At 64.8% G+C, this 15,136-nt stretch carries 16 protein-coding genes; 8 read left to right on the top strand and 8 right to left on the bottom strand.

The window, feature by feature from the left end; genetic code table 11:
- Positions 1–38 precede the first annotated feature (38 nt).
- Positions 39–260, top strand: a complete 222-nt coding sequence (locus AC1ROT_RS02025) for a hypothetical protein (protein WP_492970400.1) — start codon at positions 39–41, stop codon at positions 258–260.
- A 71-nt stretch (positions 261–331) separates the two neighbouring features.
- Here AC1ROT_RS02025 and AC1ROT_RS02020 read toward each other — a convergent pair whose 3' ends face one another.
- Positions 332–496 (bottom strand): hypothetical protein, encoded by a 165-nt coding sequence (locus tag AC1ROT_RS02020; protein ID WP_492970401.1) that lies wholly within the window; start codon positions 494–496, stop codon positions 332–334.
- Between the two features lie 309 nt (positions 497–805).
- On the opposite strand from AC1ROT_RS02020, the gene fabD reads away from it, so the two are divergent.
- From fabD to mltG, 5 genes are all read left to right on the top strand, one after another.
- Positions 806–1,747 (top strand): ACP S-malonyltransferase, encoded by a 942-nt coding sequence (gene fabD, locus AC1ROT_RS02015; RefSeq protein ID WP_492997051.1) that lies wholly within the window; start codon positions 806–808, stop codon positions 1,745–1,747.
- Between the two features lie 36 nt (positions 1,748–1,783).
- Positions 1,784–2,524: a 3-oxoacyl-[acyl-carrier-protein] reductase gene (gene fabG / locus AC1ROT_RS02010; protein WP_492970403.1), complete on the top strand. Its 741-nt coding sequence runs from the start codon at positions 1,784–1,786 to the stop codon at positions 2,522–2,524.
- A 142-nt stretch (positions 2,525–2,666) separates the two neighbouring features.
- Positions 2,667–2,906 carry an acyl carrier protein gene (locus tag AC1ROT_RS02005; RefSeq protein WP_492970404.1) on the top strand — a complete coding sequence of 80 codons (240 nt, stop codon included), beginning with the start codon at positions 2,667–2,669 and terminating at the stop codon, positions 2,904–2,906.
- 58 nt (positions 2,907–2,964) lie between these two features.
- Positions 2,965–4,242, top strand: coding sequence for a beta-ketoacyl-ACP synthase II (gene fabF / locus AC1ROT_RS02000; protein ID WP_492997050.1), 1,278 nt, complete (start codon positions 2,965–2,967; stop codon positions 4,240–4,242).
- Between the two features lie 9 nt (positions 4,243–4,251).
- Positions 4,252–5,229: an endolytic transglycosylase MltG gene (gene mltG, locus AC1ROT_RS01995; protein ID WP_492997049.1), complete on the top strand. Its 978-nt coding sequence runs from the start codon at positions 4,252–4,254 to the stop codon at positions 5,227–5,229.
- Here mltG and AC1ROT_RS01990 read toward each other — a convergent pair whose 3' ends face one another.
- On the bottom strand, positions 5,230–5,997 hold the full coding sequence (locus AC1ROT_RS01990) for an SDR family NAD(P)-dependent oxidoreductase (RefSeq protein WP_492970407.1): 768 nt from the start codon (positions 5,995–5,997) through the stop codon (positions 5,230–5,232).
- A gap of 67 nt (positions 5,998–6,064) precedes the next feature.
- Between AC1ROT_RS01990 and AC1ROT_RS01985 the strand changes: the two genes are divergently transcribed.
- On the top strand, positions 6,065–6,961 hold the full coding sequence (locus AC1ROT_RS01985) for a YicC/YloC family endoribonuclease (protein WP_492970408.1): 897 nt from the start codon (positions 6,065–6,067) through the stop codon (positions 6,959–6,961).
- On the top strand, positions 6,951–7,610 hold the full coding sequence (gmk, locus tag AC1ROT_RS01980) for a guanylate kinase (protein ID WP_492970409.1): 660 nt from the start codon (positions 6,951–6,953) through the stop codon (positions 7,608–7,610). The genes AC1ROT_RS01985 and gmk overlap by 11 nt, the downstream gene beginning before the upstream one ends.
- 1 nt (position 7,611) lies before the next feature.
- On the opposite strand, the gene rsmA is transcribed toward gmk, so the two are convergent.
- Genes rsmA through lptF form a run of 6 tightly spaced genes read right to left on the bottom strand, consistent with a single transcriptional unit; the run spans position 7,612 to position 15,124 of the window.
- A complete protein-coding gene (gene rsmA, locus AC1ROT_RS01975) occupies positions 7,612–8,442 on the bottom strand; it encodes a 16S rRNA (adenine(1518)-N(6)/adenine(1519)-N(6))-dimethyltransferase RsmA (RefSeq protein WP_492997048.1) in 831 nt (276 codons plus the stop codon).
- On the bottom strand, positions 8,426–9,487 hold the full coding sequence (pdxA, locus tag AC1ROT_RS01970) for a 4-hydroxythreonine-4-phosphate dehydrogenase PdxA (RefSeq protein WP_492997047.1): 1,062 nt from the start codon (positions 9,485–9,487) through the stop codon (positions 8,426–8,428). The genes rsmA and pdxA overlap by 17 nt, the downstream gene beginning before the upstream one ends.
- Complete coding sequence (locus AC1ROT_RS01965) at positions 9,465–10,712, bottom strand: peptidylprolyl isomerase (protein ID WP_492997046.1); 1,248 nt, start codon at positions 10,710–10,712, stop codon at positions 9,465–9,467. Before AC1ROT_RS01965 ends, pdxA begins: the two co-directional genes overlap by 23 nt.
- Before the next feature lie 7 nt (positions 10,713–10,719).
- Positions 10,720–12,924 carry an LPS-assembly protein LptD gene (locus AC1ROT_RS01960; protein ID WP_492970413.1) on the bottom strand — a complete coding sequence of 735 codons (2,205 nt, stop codon included), beginning with the start codon at positions 12,922–12,924 and terminating at the stop codon, positions 10,720–10,722.
- Entirely contained in the window at positions 12,921–14,015 is a 1,095-nt protein-coding gene (lptG, locus tag AC1ROT_RS01955; protein ID WP_492970414.1) for an LPS export ABC transporter permease LptG, read from the bottom strand. Before lptG ends, AC1ROT_RS01960 begins: the two co-directional genes overlap by 4 nt.
- Positions 14,015–15,124, bottom strand: a complete 1,110-nt coding sequence (lptF, locus tag AC1ROT_RS01950) for an LPS export ABC transporter permease LptF (RefSeq protein WP_492997045.1) — start codon at positions 15,122–15,124, stop codon at positions 14,015–14,017. Before lptF ends, lptG begins: the two co-directional genes overlap by 1 nt.
- Positions 15,125–15,136 lie beyond the last annotated feature (12 nt).

Here is a 15,136-nt window from a genome sequence, read left to right as displayed (position 1 = left end):
AAGAACAACGCCGATTCGCAAAACAGAGGGGAATACCCATGGCGATGAACGAAGAAGAGCAGAGCAAGGTGACGCGCGAGTCCTTCGTCGCAACCTGGGAAGCCCTGGTGAATGGCGGTATCAGCCGCGAAGTCGTGGCGGCCATTGCCATGAGCATGGCGCTGGCAGAACTCACCTCGCTGTTCGGCAAGGCCGTAACGGCGCATGGTCTGGAGAAGCTGCCCGATACGATCCGTGCCGGTGCCTTTGACAGCAAATAAGCCGCAGACCTCGCGGAGAAACAAAAAAACCGGCCAATGGCCGGTTTTTTCATGTCTGCTGGGCAGTGAGTTTAAACCGAGATGTCGACCTGAGCGCCGACGCCGGATGCAGTAGGCGCCTTGGGGCGTGCGCCAGCCGCCGAAGCAGCCGTGATCGCCTTGACGTTTTCCAGTCCGGCGCTGACAGCGCTCAAGACGGCAAGCTGACTGTCACGGGCGGCCTTCAGGCCAACCATGTACAGCTCTCCTTTAACACCGCTGATTTCCATTCTGGAAACCTCCAAAATTCGTTAAGGCGAAGTTTACCCTGTCTTCAGTGGGCCGCCAAGCATTTCCGCAGGCTGTAGCTGGGCCGCGCTGTGGACAAACCTGGCGAAGCGGGAGAACTGTTCAGCCTGTAATGCTGTTTATTTTCAATATGTTGGGTCGATTTTCTTGGGCCGGCCGGTTCGCTGGACGCTTGACAGGGCGGGGCCGGGGCTTATGACTGGCGCAACATTTTTCAGCGCTGACCGGCGTTTACCATCTTTCAGGAGCTTCCGATCATGAGCCGCGCTTTCTTGTTCCCGGGCCAGGGCAGCCAGGCCGTCGGCATGGGCAAGGATCTGAACGATGCATTCGCCACGGCGCGGGAGCTGTTCCAGGAGGTCGACGACGCCCTGTCGCAGAAGCTGTCCAGCCTGATGTTCGCCGGCCCGGAAGCGGACCTGACCCTGACCGAGAATGCGCAGCCGGCGCTGATGGCGGTCAGCCTGGCGGTGGTGCGCGTGGCCGAGAAGGATTTCGGTATCGACCTGGCGGCCAAGGGCGCTTTCGCTGCCGGCCATTCGCTGGGCGAATATTCCGCGCTCTGCGCCATGGGTGCGCTCAGCGTTGCCGACACGGCCCGCCTGCTCAAGCTGCGTGGCCAGTCGATGCAGAAGGCGGTGCCGGTCGGCACGGGCGCCATGGCGGCGCTGCTGGGTGCCGAACTGGAGCAGGCCCAAGAGGTGGTGACCGAGGCCGCCCAGGGCGAGATCGTCGGCTGCGCCAATGACAATGGCGGCGGCCAGGTGGTGATCTCGGGGCAGAAGAGTGCTGTCGAACGTGCCATCGAAATCTCGAAGACCAAGGGTATCAAGCGCGCCATGCTGCTGCCGGTCAGCGCGCCGTTCCATTGCGCGATGATGCAGCCGGCTGCCGATGCGATGGCCGAGGCGCTGGCCGGTGCGACAGTCAATGCACCGAAACTGCCGGTCGTTTCGAACGTTACGGCCAAGGGCGTGTCCAATCCCGACGACATCAAAAAGCTGCTGGTGCAGCAGGTGACCGGGCTGGTGCGCTGGCGTGAAAGCATGCAGTGGCTGAAGGCCCAGGGCGTGGCGCAGGCCTTCGAACTGGGCTCGGGTAAGGTTCTGGCTGGCCTGATGAAGCGGATCGACAAGGACATCGAGACGGTCAGTGTCGGCCTGCCGGCTGAGCTGGAAGCCTGGGCCAAGAGTCTCTGATACTGGGCCTGTGATCATTATCAAGGAGAAAGCGTGATGTTCGATCTGACCGGCAAATTCGCTCTGGTCACCGGCGCCACCGGCGGCATCGGCAGTGCGGTCGCCACGGCCCTGCATGCGCAAGGCGCCACGGTGGCCCTGTCGGGCACGCGCGAAGCCGTGCTGCAGGAGCTTGCCGCCAAGCTGGGCAGCCGTGTGCATGTCGTGCCCTGCAACCTGGCCGATGCGGAGGCCGTGAACGGCCTGATCGCCAAGACTGAGGCCGCGATGGGCCAGGTGGATATCCTGGTCAACAATGCCGGCATTACCCGTGATACGCTGGCCATGCGTATGAAGGACGAGGACTGGCAGACCGTTCTCGACGTCAATCTGAGCGCCGCCTTCCGGCTGGCGCGCGCCTCGTTCAAGGGCATGATGAAGCGCCGCTGGGGCCGCATTGTCAGCATCACCTCTATTGTGGGCGCCACCGGCAATCCGGGCCAGGCCAATTACGCAGCTGCGAAGGCCGGCCTGACCGGTATGAGCAAGGCGCTGGCCCAGGAAGTGGCCTCGCGCAATATCACCGTGAACTGCGTCGCACCCGGTTTTATCCAGACCGCGATGACCGATGTGCTGACCGATCAGCAGAAGGAAATGATTTCCCAGAAGATTCCGGCCGGCCGACTCGGCCAGGGCCCGGAAATCGCTGCTGCGGTGGTTTATCTGGCCTCGGACGAAGCCGCTTATGTCACCGGTCAGACCTTGCATGTGAACGGCGGTATGGCCATGATTTCCTAAGGAAATCTGGCGTCGAATCAGCCGTTTTGGATGGTCTGGAACGGCTTGGAAGCGTGGGGTTTCTATGCTAAGGGAGGCCCCCATCTGCCCGTCGCCGTGCAAACGGCCGACGCCGGCAGTCACAACCACAGGGATTTAAGAAATGAGCGACATTGCTGAGCGCGTGAAGAAGATCGTCGTCGAACATCTGGGCGTCGAAGAAGAGAAGGTGGTCGAGGGTGCGAGCTTCATCGACGACCTGGGCGCCGACAGCCTGGACACGGTCGAGCTGGTGATGGCGTTCGAAGAAGAATTCGGCGTCGAGATTCCGGACGATGCGGCCGAGAAGATTCTCTCCGTCAAGGACGCCATCGACTTCATCAAGGAGCGTTCGGCGTCGTAATCCGCCAGCGCTGCTGCCCTAGCGTTTTCGCTTCCGTTTTCGTCAGAAAGGTTCCGCCATGCGTCGTGTCGTCGTCACCGGCCTCGGCCTGGTCACGCCGCTCGCCTGCGGCGTCGAGGCGACCTGGACTCGGTTGATCAACGGTGAATCCGGCCTCGGCCCGATCACCCGTTTCGATGCATCCGAGATGCCGGCGCGTGTCGCCGCTCAGGTACCGCTGAAGGCCGACTTCCCGGACAGGGCAGACGCCTTCGATCCTGACGAATGGATGGAAGCCAAGGAACGCAAGCGCGTCGACGATTTCATCGTCTACGGCATGGGTGCGGCAAAGCAGGCGGTGAAGGATTCCGGTTGGGTCCCCGCCGATGAGGAGCAGCGCTGCCGCACCGGCGTGCTGATCGGCTCCGGCATCGGCGGCCTCAACGGCATCGAAGAGGCGGCGATCACCCTGCGTGACAAGGGTCATCGCCGCATCAGCCCGTTCTTCGTGCCCGGCCGTCTGATCAATCTGGTCTCCGGCCATGTTTCGATCGAATACGGCTTCAAGGGTCCGAACCACGCGGTGGTGACGGCCTGTTCGACGGGTGCGCATGCGATCGGCGATGCGGCCCGTCTCATCATGTGGGACGATGCCGATGTGATGGTGGCCGGCGGTGCCGAAGCCACTATCGGCCCGCTCGGCGTGGCCGGCTTTGCGGCCGCCCGTGCGCTCTCGACCGATTTCAATGACAATCCGAAAGCGGCTTCGCGTCCCTGGGACAAGGGTCGTGACGGTTTCGTCATGGGCGAAGGCGCCGGCGTGGTGGTGCTCGAGGAACTCGAGCATGCCAAGCGTCGCGGTGCCAAGATTTACGCCGAAGTGGTCGGTTACGGCCTCTCGGGCGACGCGCATCACATCACCGCACCGCATGAAAGCGGCGATGGCGCGTTCCGCTGCATGCAGATGGCGCTGAAGCGCGCCGGGATGCAGCCTTCCGATATCGACTACGTCAACGCTCATGGCACGTCCACGCCGCTGGGCGACGAGATCGAACTGGGCGCGATCAAGCGCCTGTTCGGCGATGCGGTTGCCAACCTGTCGATGTCGTCGACCAAGTCGTCGATTGGTCACCTGCTCGGCGCCGCCGGTGCCGTGGAGGCGATCTTCTCGACGCTGGCGATCAAGACCGGAATCGTGCCGCCGACGCTCAACCTGGATAATCCCAGCGACGTCGCCGTCGGCATGGATCTGGTGCCGCACAAGGCGAAAAAGCGCGAGGTGCGTGCGGCCCTGTCGAATTCCTTCGGCTTCGGCGGCACCAACGCGTCGCTGATCCTCAAGAAGTACGACGCCTAAAGCCTTCCGATGAAGCGGATGCTGCGCGCGCTGCTGGCAACCCTGCTGGCGGTCGCCATCGGCCTGTCCGCCGCCTGGCTGTGGTATGCCGCTTGGCTCGACAGGGCCGGACCGCTGGCGCGCGAGACCATCGTCCTGATTCCGCGCGGCACCCGCGTCTCCGGCATTGCCGAACGTCTGGCCGAAGCCGGCGTGGTCAGTCAGGCGCGTCTGCTTGAAGTGGCGGCCTGGCACACCGGCCTAGCAGCGAGCCTGAAGGCTGGCGAGTATCAGTTCGCCGCCGGCGACAGCCCGCGCAGCGTGCTGGAGCGGATTGCGGCCGGCAAGGTGCTCGCCCGCCGGCTGACCATTCCCGAAGGGCAGATGACGGTGGAGATTCGCCGCATCATCGAAGCGGGCGAGGCGCTGGCCGGCACCTGGCCTGCCGATCCGGTGCCCGAAGGCAGCCTGCTGCCCGAGACCTACCAGTATATTTACGGTGACAGCCGCAACGATCTGGTGGCGCGCATGCGCAAGGCGCGTGAGGAACTGATGGCCGAACTATGGCCCAAACGCGCAGCCGGCCTGCCGTTGGCCACACCGGAGCAGGCCGTGATCCTGGCGTCTATCGTCGAAGCCGAGACGCCGGTGCCGGCTGAACGGCCGCGGGTGGCCGGCGTGTACCTGAACCGCCTGAAGCGCGGCATGAAGCTGCAGGCGGATCCGACGGTGGCCTACGGGATCACGAAGGGCGAGCGCGAGCTGGAACGCCCGCTGACGCTGAACGATCTGGCGCAAGCCACGCCGTGGAACACCTATACCATCGACGGCCTGCCGCCGACCCCGATCAATCATCCTGGCCGCGCCAGCCTGGCGGCAACCCTGCAGCCGGAAAACCACGGTTTCCTGTATTTCGTGGCCGATGGCAAAGGCGGCCATGTCTTTGCCGCCACCTATGAGCAGCATCTGCGCAATGTGGCGGCCTATCGCGCGACGCAGCGGCGTTGATTATTCCTTGGCCGGCGCCGCCCGCATCATGCGGTCGACCAGCGCATAGGGCAGCAGGCCGAGCAACCGCACGAAGGCGACCATCGGCCAGGGGAAGGCGATGCGGCCCTGATTGGCGGCCAGGCCGCGGATAATGATTTTCGCCGCCTTATCGGTATCCATCAGGAAGGGCATCGGGAATTTGTTGCGGGCGGTCATGCGGCTGACCACGAAGCCCGGGCAGATGGCCGAGACTTTCACCCCGCGCGGCGCCAGCATGCCACGCAGTTCTTCGGCATAGGCGCGCGCGAAATGCTTGGTGGCGGAATAGGGCGCGGCACCCGGCATGCTGACGAAGCCGGCAATCGAGGACACGATGGCGATCTGTCCCTGGCGCTGCTGCACCATGATCGGCACGGCGGGATTCACCGTATTCAGTACGCCGTCGATATTCACCGCGGTGAGCGCGCGGACATGGCCATCGAACTGGTCCCAGGATTTGAAGCTGCCGCCGACACCGGCGTTGGCGATCACGAGGTCCAGTCGCGCCCGGGCTGCGATCCCGGCAATGAAATCCTGCATGGCCGCGCGATCAGTGACGGCCACGGCGCGGGCCTCGACCATGGCGCCCTTGGCGCGGCAGGCCTCGGCCACGGCCTGCAACCGCGCTTCGTCGCGGCCGGTCAGCGCCAGCAGCACGCCGGGGCGGGCGTAATGTTCGGCCAGCGCCTGGCCGATTCCACTCGATCCACCGGTAATGACAATGCCGGAAAGCGGTTGTTCTGCCATGGCTTAGCCTCGACCCTCCGGCTGATTCCCCCTATAGTGCGCGCACCGTAGCATTTTCGGGGGAATCGTGTCGCTTGTCAGTATGACCGGCTTTGCCCGCGTCGATGGACGCGCCGGCAGCAAGGCCTGGATCTGGGAACTCAAATCGGTCAACGGCCGCGGGTTGGAGCTACGCTTCCGCCTGCCGCCGGGCTTCGATTCCATTGAACCGGAGATTCGCACCCTCGCGCAGACCAGGCTGGTCCGCGGCAATGTCACGCTCAATCTGCAGCTCGCGGAAAACGCCGATGCGGCCCCGCCGGCCTATCGCCTGAACGAGGCGTTGCTGGAACAGCTGCTGGCCGTCGGCAGCAAGCTGGAGGCGCGCGGGATCGGTGCGCCGCGGCTGGATGGTCTGCTGGCGGTGCGCGGTGTGGTCGAACCGGTCGCTGGTGCCGTTGAAGACGAAGCGGCACGCGCGGCCACCGAAGCCGCGATGAAAAAGACCTTTGCGGCCGCCCTTGATCAGCTGGTGAGCAGCCGGGCTGCCGAAGGCGCCAAGCTTGGCGGCATCCTGGGCAGCATGCTGGACGAGATCACGGCTCTGGTCGGGCAGGCGGCCGGCATCGAGGCGGTGCGTCCCGATGCCCTGCGCCGCCGCCTGCGCCAACAGCTGGACGATATTCTGGCCCAGAAGCCGCCGGTGTCGGAAGAGCGTCTGGCCCAGGAACTGGCGATGCAGATCACGCGGCTCGATGTGCGCGAGGAGCTCGATCGCCTGAAGGCGCATGTGGAGACCACGCGCAGCCTGCTCGGCGGCGCCGACCGCGGCGTTGGCCGCAAGCTGGATTTTCTGGCGCAGGAGTTCAACCGCGAAGCCAATACCCTGTGTTCGAAAGCCTTCGATGCCGGGCTGACCGCGGTTGGCCTCGAACTCAAACTGGTGATCGACCGTCTTCGCGAGCAGGCCCAGAATGTCGAGTAAGTCCTCCAAAGCCCCGGCGATCTCGGTGGCGCGCCGCGGCCTGATGCTGGTGCTGTCCTCGCCGTCGGGCGCCGGCAAGACCACGATCTCGCGTCGCCTGCTGGAAACCGACGACGACCTGCATCTCTCGATCTCGGTCACCACGCGCGCACGCCGGCCGGGTGAAGTGGACGGTACGCATTACCACTTCATCAGTTCGGAAGATTTCGGCCTGATGGTGAACCGCCAGGAACTGCTCGAGCATGCCAAGGTGTTCGATTACTACTACGGCACGCCGAAGGAGCAGGTGGAAAAGCGCCTCTCCGCCGGACAGGATATCCTGTTCGATATCGACTGGCAGGGCACGCAGCAGCTACGCCAGCGGGCGCGCGACGACCTGGTCAGCGTCTTCATCCTGCCGCCTTCGACCCGCGATCTGGAAAAGCGCCTGCACACCCGGGCGCAGGATTCCGCCGAGGTGGTGGCCAAGCGCATGTCCAAGGCCGCGGATGAGATCAGCCACTGGGCCGAATACGACTACATCGTGATCAATGACGATGTGGAGCGCTGCCTGGCCGAGGTGCATGCGATCCTGCGGGCCGAACGGCTGAAACGCCATCGCGGCGTCGGCCTGGTCGATTTCGTCAAGCAGCTGCGCGAAGGCCGCTGATTTACAGCAGCCTAGCCAGCGCGCAGAATTCTTCGACCGACAGCGTTTCGGCGCGCCGCGTCGGATCGATGCCGGCGGCGTTCAGCTTGGCATCGGCATCCGGCCAGAGCGGTTTCAGCGCCGCGCGCAACATCTTGCGACGCTGGTTGAACGCGACGGCGGTCACGCGCTCCAGCTTGGCCGGTTCGGCCTCGGCCAGCGGCTGTTTGCGCGGCTGCAACTCCACCAGCGTCGAGGTCACCTTGGGTGCGGGCACGAAGGCTTTCGGCCCGATATCGAACAGCATGCGGACCTCGCAGCGCCATTGCGCGGCCACACTGAGTCGGCCATAGGTTTTGCCACCGGGCCTGGCCGCCATCCGTTCGGCCACTTCCTTCTGCACCAGCACGGTGATGCGGGAAAAATTCTGCGCCTGCGCCACCCAGCTCAAGATCAGCGGCGTGGCGATGTTGTAAGGCAGGTTGGCGACAACCTGCCAGGGCGGCGGCGCCAGGTCGGCAAAGGCGGTCTCCAGCGCGTCACCCGGATGCAGCTGCAGGCGGCTGCCCGCAGCCTGCGCCAGATCGGCCAGTGCGGCGAGGCAACGCTCGTCGCGCTCGATGGCGACCAGGTTCGGCGCGCCTTCCAGCAGCAACGCGCGCGTCAGGCCGCCGGGGCCGGGACCGATCTCGATCACTGTTGCGCCGGCCGCCCAGGGCATGGCGGCGCGGGCGATCTTGCGGGTGAGATTGAGGTCGAGCAGAAAATTCTGCCCAAGCGATTTGCGTGCGGCCAGCTCATGCTGCGCGATCACCTCGCGCAGTGGCGGCAGGGCCTCAATGGCTGCTGACATTGCGCCCCGGATGCGTCCTGTGGCGGGCCATGGCCGCGGCCATGCGGATGGCGGCGATCAGGCTGTCGGGCCGGGCGATACCTTTGCCGGCGATGTCGAACGCCGTGCCATGGTCGGGCGAGGTGCGGATCACCGGCAGGCCGAGCGTGACATTGACGCCCTGGTCGAAATCCAGGGTCTTGATCGGGATCAGAGCCTGATCGTGATACATGCACAACGCCACGTCATAGGTCGCACGCGCCGCCGCATGGAACATGGTGTCGGGCGGCAGGGGGCCGCGCGCATCGATGCCTTCGGCGCGCAGTTGCGCCACGGCCGGTGCGACGATGGCGGCGTCTTCGCTGCCCATGCTGCCGCTTTCGCCGGCATGGGGATTGAGGCCGGCAACGGCCAGTCGCGGCCGGGCAATGCCGAATTTCGTCTGCAGGTCCTGCGCCACGATACGCCCGGTCTCGACGATCAGCGCGGGCGTCAGCATGGCAATGGCCTCGCGCAGGGCCACATGGATGCTGACCGGCACGACACGCAGCCGTTCCGAGGCCAGCATCATCACCGGCTTGGGTGCATCGCAGAGCGCGGCGAGGAATTCGGTATGACCCGGATGGCTGAAGCCGGCATCGTAAAGCGCCGCCTTGTGGATCGGGTTGGTGATCATGGCGGCGACCGTACCGTTGCGGCACAGCGTGGTTGCCAGTTCGATGGCATGCAGCACGGCAGGCGCATTGCGGCGATCCGGGATTCCGGGTTGCGGCAGGGCCGGCAAGGGCGCGGGCAGCACCGGCAGGGCATGGCGGAAAACATCGGCGGCTTCCGCGACGTCCTCGATCGCCCGGACCGGCACGTGCCAGCCCTGCTGCGCGACAATGGCCTGCAGGCGGGCAGGATCGTCGAGCAGGAAGAAGGGTGGCAGGTGATCGGTATCGCGCCGCAGCCAGGCCTGCAGGGCGATCTCGCCGCCGATACCGGCCGGTTCGCCCATCGTCACGACAAGCGGCAGGGCCGGCCCGGCGGCGGTGCCGCCGTTATCTGAATTCGATGGTGGCATCGCGGCGCAGTTCGCGGATGTAGCGCTGGGCCATCAGCTCGGCGCGCCGCACCAGCAGGCTCTGACGCACATCGAGGCGATTGATACCGCTGGCCTCTTCACGGGCGCAGAGCGTGAACAGATGCACGGCGCGCGAAGCCCGCACCGGCTCGGAGGTTTCGTTCACCTTCAGCGGCGTGACAGCCTGGCGGAAATTCTCGGGCAGATCGCCCAGTCGCAGGGTGCCCAGGCTGCCCGAGCCGGTCGCCTGCAGGTCGGCGGCCACCTTCTCGACATCGTCGCAGCTGCGGATATTGCCGCGGGCGGCGCCGGCCTTGGCGACGGCCGCCTGGACATCGGCAGCCGGAGCATTCTGTACAAGGGGTAGCAGGAGCTGTTTCAGCGTCACCCGGGTGTCTTCCACGCCGGGCATAGCGATGCGGCGGCGGTCGCGCAGGGCGATGATTTCCCAGCCGCCGATGGTGCGGACCGGCTCGGAGAGATCGCCCTTGTTCAGTTTGGCGATGGCGGCTTCCACCTCCTCGGCGAGGGTGCCGCGCTGGACCCAGCCCACATCGCCGCCGCTGGCGGCTGTCGTGCCGCGGCTGAACTGGCGGGCCAGGGCAGGGAAGCTGCTGCCGCCCTTGATCTGCTCGATGATGCGCAGTGCAAGTTGGCGCTGGGGCTCTTCTTGGTCCGGGCTGTCGACCGGCACGAGAATTTCCGAAATCAGGTCTTCGGTCTGGCCGACATTGGCGCGCAGCTTGGCGACCGCTTCGTCGATTTCCTGTTCGGTGATGGTGACTTGGGCGCCGACGCGGGCGCGCACCATGCGGCTCCAGGTCAGTTCGTTGCGGATCTGGCTGATCGCCGCCGCCGGATCGACGCCGGCGCGTTCGGCGAATTCCTCGAAGCGGCCCGCCGGAATATTCATCTGCCGCTCGATGGCGGCAATGGCGTTGTCGATCTCCTGCTGCACCGGGCTGATGCCGCGTTTCTTGGCTTCCTGCAGCTGCAGCCGCTCGTCGATCAGGGACCGCAGGGCCTGGTCGCGCACGGCCCGGCGGATTTCCGGGTTATCCGGCAGGCGCGTGGTGGCCATGATGATGCGCGCGCGTTCGTTCACGTCGCGCAGGGAAACGACTTCGTCGTTCACCAGGGCAACGATGCGTTGCTGGTCCTGCGCATGCAGGGGAGCCGCAAAGGCGGCGCTCAGGAGCAGAATGAGTGCGAAGATGCGATGCATGGTTGGCTCAGCTGAAAGTCGCAATCCTGAAACGCAGGCCGATGGTGGTTGCCGGCTGGATATCGCGATTGACCGTGAATGTCCGCTCGGCGAACAGGATGATGTCGAAGCACTCGTCAGTATAGCGCAAACCGCCGAAATTCAGCAAAGAGCCTTCGGTCTTAAGGTCGCGGGTATGCCGGAATTCGGTCGACCAGTATTTCGTCAGCTGCATGCGGACGGCGGCGCTGACGGCCTCCTGGTTGCCGGTATTCTGCAGATAATCGGTATTGGTGACGTCGGCGTAGGAGAGCGAGACGTAGTTGGTGCTGGTGCCGATGGTGGTGCCGAGTTCATGCCGGCGCACCGAAAGTTCGCTGTTCTGGGCCAGGCGGACGCGATCCACCAGGGTGATATAGCGGCCGGGCGAAACCGTCAGCCGGCCGACATAATCGGAGAACTCGTCGCGCAGGCCGGAGGTTTCCGTGAAAGTGTCGTCGGCCTTGGCGCGCAGCGACTGTCCGGCGAGGAATTCGACATAGCCGCCGCGGTCGCTGTAAGCCGCCGTGCGCAACCCGTAATTCAGTTTGGGGCCACCATCCCAGCGGTCATAGCCGCTGAACCGGCTGAGCGAGAAGAGATTGGTTTCGTCGAATTCGAAGCTGAGCGAATCCTCGTTCGGGATGCCCTTCTTATTGCCGCCATAGGGCGTGACGACAGCCATCGCGATGGGTTCGATCAACTGGCGCATGCTGCCTTCGTCGCGCACGAAGGGATAGCGCCAGTCGAGCGCCACCAGCGGCAGGACGCGGCCGACCATGTCGGATTCACTGGTGCTGCCGGGTGTCGCGAGTGCCGACTGGTTGAGGTTGTTGGTCCAGTAGCCGTCGGCGCGCACCATGGCGGTGGCCGTGAAGACTTCGCCGCTGGGCGCATAATAGGGCTGTGCCCAGGACACCGTGCTGCTCAGGCGGCGCGTGTCGGTGCCTTCGGTGCGCATGAGCGACACCATGTTGGCATCGAGCGCCCAGCGCCCGCCGTAATCGCCCGGCTCCATGACGGCCGAGTAATCCATCACCGGCACGGCAACCGGCACGTTGCCGTTTCTCACATTGGTGCGCAGATTCTGGAACGAGAAGGCATTCACCGACGCGAAATGCCGGTTATTGATCGCTTCGGCATAGATGCGGCTGGTCAGCGTGTTGCTGCTCGGCCGGTCGTTGATGCGATAGCGGCTCAGATAGGTGTCGTCGGACGCGCGCAGGATATTAGCGCCCATGGTGACGTCGTCCGTGGCACGGAAGGCCATGTTGGTGCGGAAATGTCCGCGCACGTCGCCGCTGACATCTTCTTCGGTGATGCTGCCGTCGGTTTCGATTACGCCGCGCGCCATGCGTTGGCGGTATTCGGCGGTCAAATGCGCGCCCTGACGGCTCGAATACTGCGGCGAGATCGTCACATCGGTGCTGTCGTCGATCACCTGATAATAAGGGAGCTGGAGCATCTGCCCGAAATACGATGTGTTGACATACCGGGGCGGCAGGATGCCGCTGCGCCGGTTCACCGTCGGGTCGGGATGACTGAAATACGGCGTATAGAGCACCGGGATGCCGAACATTTCAAAGACGGCGTTGCGGTAGGTGATCTCCTGCTCGGTCTCGTTATGCTCGACGCGTTCGCCCTTCAGCTGCCATAGCGGCGCGCGGGTGGGATCATCCTCGCAGAGCGAGCAGGTGGTGTAGACGGCCTTGCGCATCACAGTGCGGTTGCCATCGCGTCGTTCGGCCGACACGGCGGCACCGCGCGACTTGTCCGCCAGCAGGAAGGAGGCGTCCCGGATGAAGCCGTTCCGCATGCCCGACGTCAGTTCCATGTAATCCGCGAACAGCACCGTGCCGTTTTCTTCCAGCAGGGTGACATTGCCGCTGGCGATCGCCCTGTCGTCCTTCTCGCTGTAGCTCACCAGGTCGGCCATCAGGGTGCGGCCGCCCTGGGCGAGCTCCACCTTGCCCTCGGCACTGATGAGGCCGAGCGACTGGTCGTATTTTAGGCTGTTGGCGGTCACCAGCACAGGTTCGTTCCGGCCGCCCTGCGACTGAGTCTGGGACTGCTGGTTCTGCGCCTGGGCCGAGGCCGGACTGCTGGCGGCGATCTGTATGGTGGTGGATGCGGCAATGGCCAGCAGCAGGCCGAGCGCTGCTGACGATAGCAAGCCGCTGCGCCGGACCGTCATCCGTCCTCCAGGTGAAAGAGCAGCGAGATGCCGAGCATGGCGAAGATGGCCGTGGGTGCCCAGGCCGCCATTTGCACGGGCAGGGTGCCGTTGAGGCCGAAGGGCTGGATCACTTCGACGCTGAAATACAACAGGAAGCCGGCGGCAACGCCGCCCGCCAGCATCAAGCCGATGCCGCCGCGCCGGGTCAGCCGCAGGCTGAAGCTGGCGGCAATCAGCAGCATGGCGCAGAGCAGCACCGGCGAGGCGAGCAGGCTGTAAAAATGCAGGCGATGACGCACGGCCGAGAAACCCGCCGTTTCCAGCGTGGCGATGAAGGAGGGCAGTTCCCAGAACGAGATCGTGCTGGGTGAGGCAAAGCTTTCCTGGATGCGGTCGAAGGTGAGCGTCGTGGCCACGCTCAGCTTTTCAAAGCGTTCGGCCGGCCGGTCCGGATAGCTGACGATCGCATTCTCCAGCTGCCACTGGCGATCCTCCAGCAGGGCAACAGCCGCATCGATGCGCTTCACGAACTGGTCGCGGCCATCGTAATAGAACAGGATCGCGTCGCGCAGCTCCACGCCCTGCTGGGCCACGCGCAGGGCGTGCACCACCACCTGGCCGGAAGCATCGGCCTCGCGCATCCACAGACCGCTGGAAGAGACCGCCAGCATGCTGGTGCGGCCGCGCATCACCTTGGCGTCGATATTCTCGTAACGCCCCAGCATGGCGGCACTGAGCGGGTTGTAGACGGTGACCAGGAACACGCCGAGCATCGCGGCAATCGCAATGCCGGGGAACAGGAACTGCCAGACGGAGACGCCAGCGGCACGGCTGACCGTCAGCTCCTGCGAGCGCGTCAGGCGGCTCAGCGCCAGCATGCTGCCGAACAGCACGGCAAACGGGAACAGCTTGGTCATCAGGCTGGGCAGCTTGAGCAGCGACATCTCGAATACCAGGTCGAGACCGGCCTCGGTGCGGCCACTGGCCCGGCGCAGCATTTCCACGGTGTCGAAACTGAAGGCCAGAACGGCCAGCACCACCAGAACGGTTAGGATGCCGGCGAAGAACTGGCGGCCGAAGTAGATCGAGAGCGTGGTGGATTGCCGCATCAGCCAGCCGCCTGCAGTTTGGCGCGTGTGATCGGTTCGCGCAGCAGCAGCACGGTGGCGGCAATGAACAGGGCCGGCAGAATATACATCAGCGGCACCAGGGCGATGCTCTTGGCGGCCAACTGGGTGACGCCAAGGCTCAGCACCTGCAATGCAATGGCTGCGGTGGCGCCGATCGCCAGGCGCTGGCCATGGCCGCGCCGGTTGTATTCGCCGCCGATCACGCTGGCGATGGCGATCAGGATCAGGGCCGGTGCATAGATCGGGGTGATCAGGCGGCGATGTCCCTCGGCCACCAGCTTGCCGTAATGCTGACGGTCGTCGGCGTTGCTCATATCGGGCCAGAACAGGTCCCCCAGGAACCGCTCTGACGGTTCGCGCCAGGCCTGGCCTTCCTTTTGCGCGTAAGTCTCGAGATCCAGGCTGTAATTGTCGAAATACAGCAGCGACAGCGACCGGCGCTCGGCGTCGATCTGCTGGCGGTTGCCCTTCACCATGTAAAGACGCGGACCCTGCGGGGTGCGGATCAGCGTGGCCTTCTCGGCCATCATGGTGATCGGCAGCGTGGCGTTGCGGTTGTCATGCACCAGAACGCCCAGCATGTCGCCGTTGCTGTCGCGCTCGCGCACATAGACGGTCAGGTTCGGCGTCGGCGTGTTGAACACGCCCTCCAGGATGGCCATGCCGGCGAGGTCGTTGCGGAACTCGTACTGGCTCGCCTTCAGCGTGCTGGAGCCCAGCGGCATCAGGAACAGCAGGATCACATACATCACCGCCATCACGACCATCGCGATGTAGAGGGCGGGCCGGGCCAGCGCCAGGCGGCTGAAGCCGGCGGCCGACAGCACGATCACCTCGGAGTCGCTGGACAGGCGGTGGAAGGCATAGAGTGTGGCGCAGAAGGCGGCGACCGGCAGGATGATGGCCATGATGTTGGGCAGCACCAGCATGGTCAGATAGAGGAAATCACCGAACGCGAGGTTGTTGTTCACGATGCGGTCGATGAACCGCAACGACTGGGTCAGCCAGATCACCCCGGTCAGGGTGAGGGTGGCAAAACCGAGCGGCCAGGCGATCTGGCGCATGATGTAAACGGAGACCCCGCGCATGGCGCGCAGTAT

This window comes from Ferrovibrio sp. GW821-FHT12E11, assembly GCF_058806975.1.
This window is presented reverse-complemented; position numbering and strand designations above follow the sequence as displayed.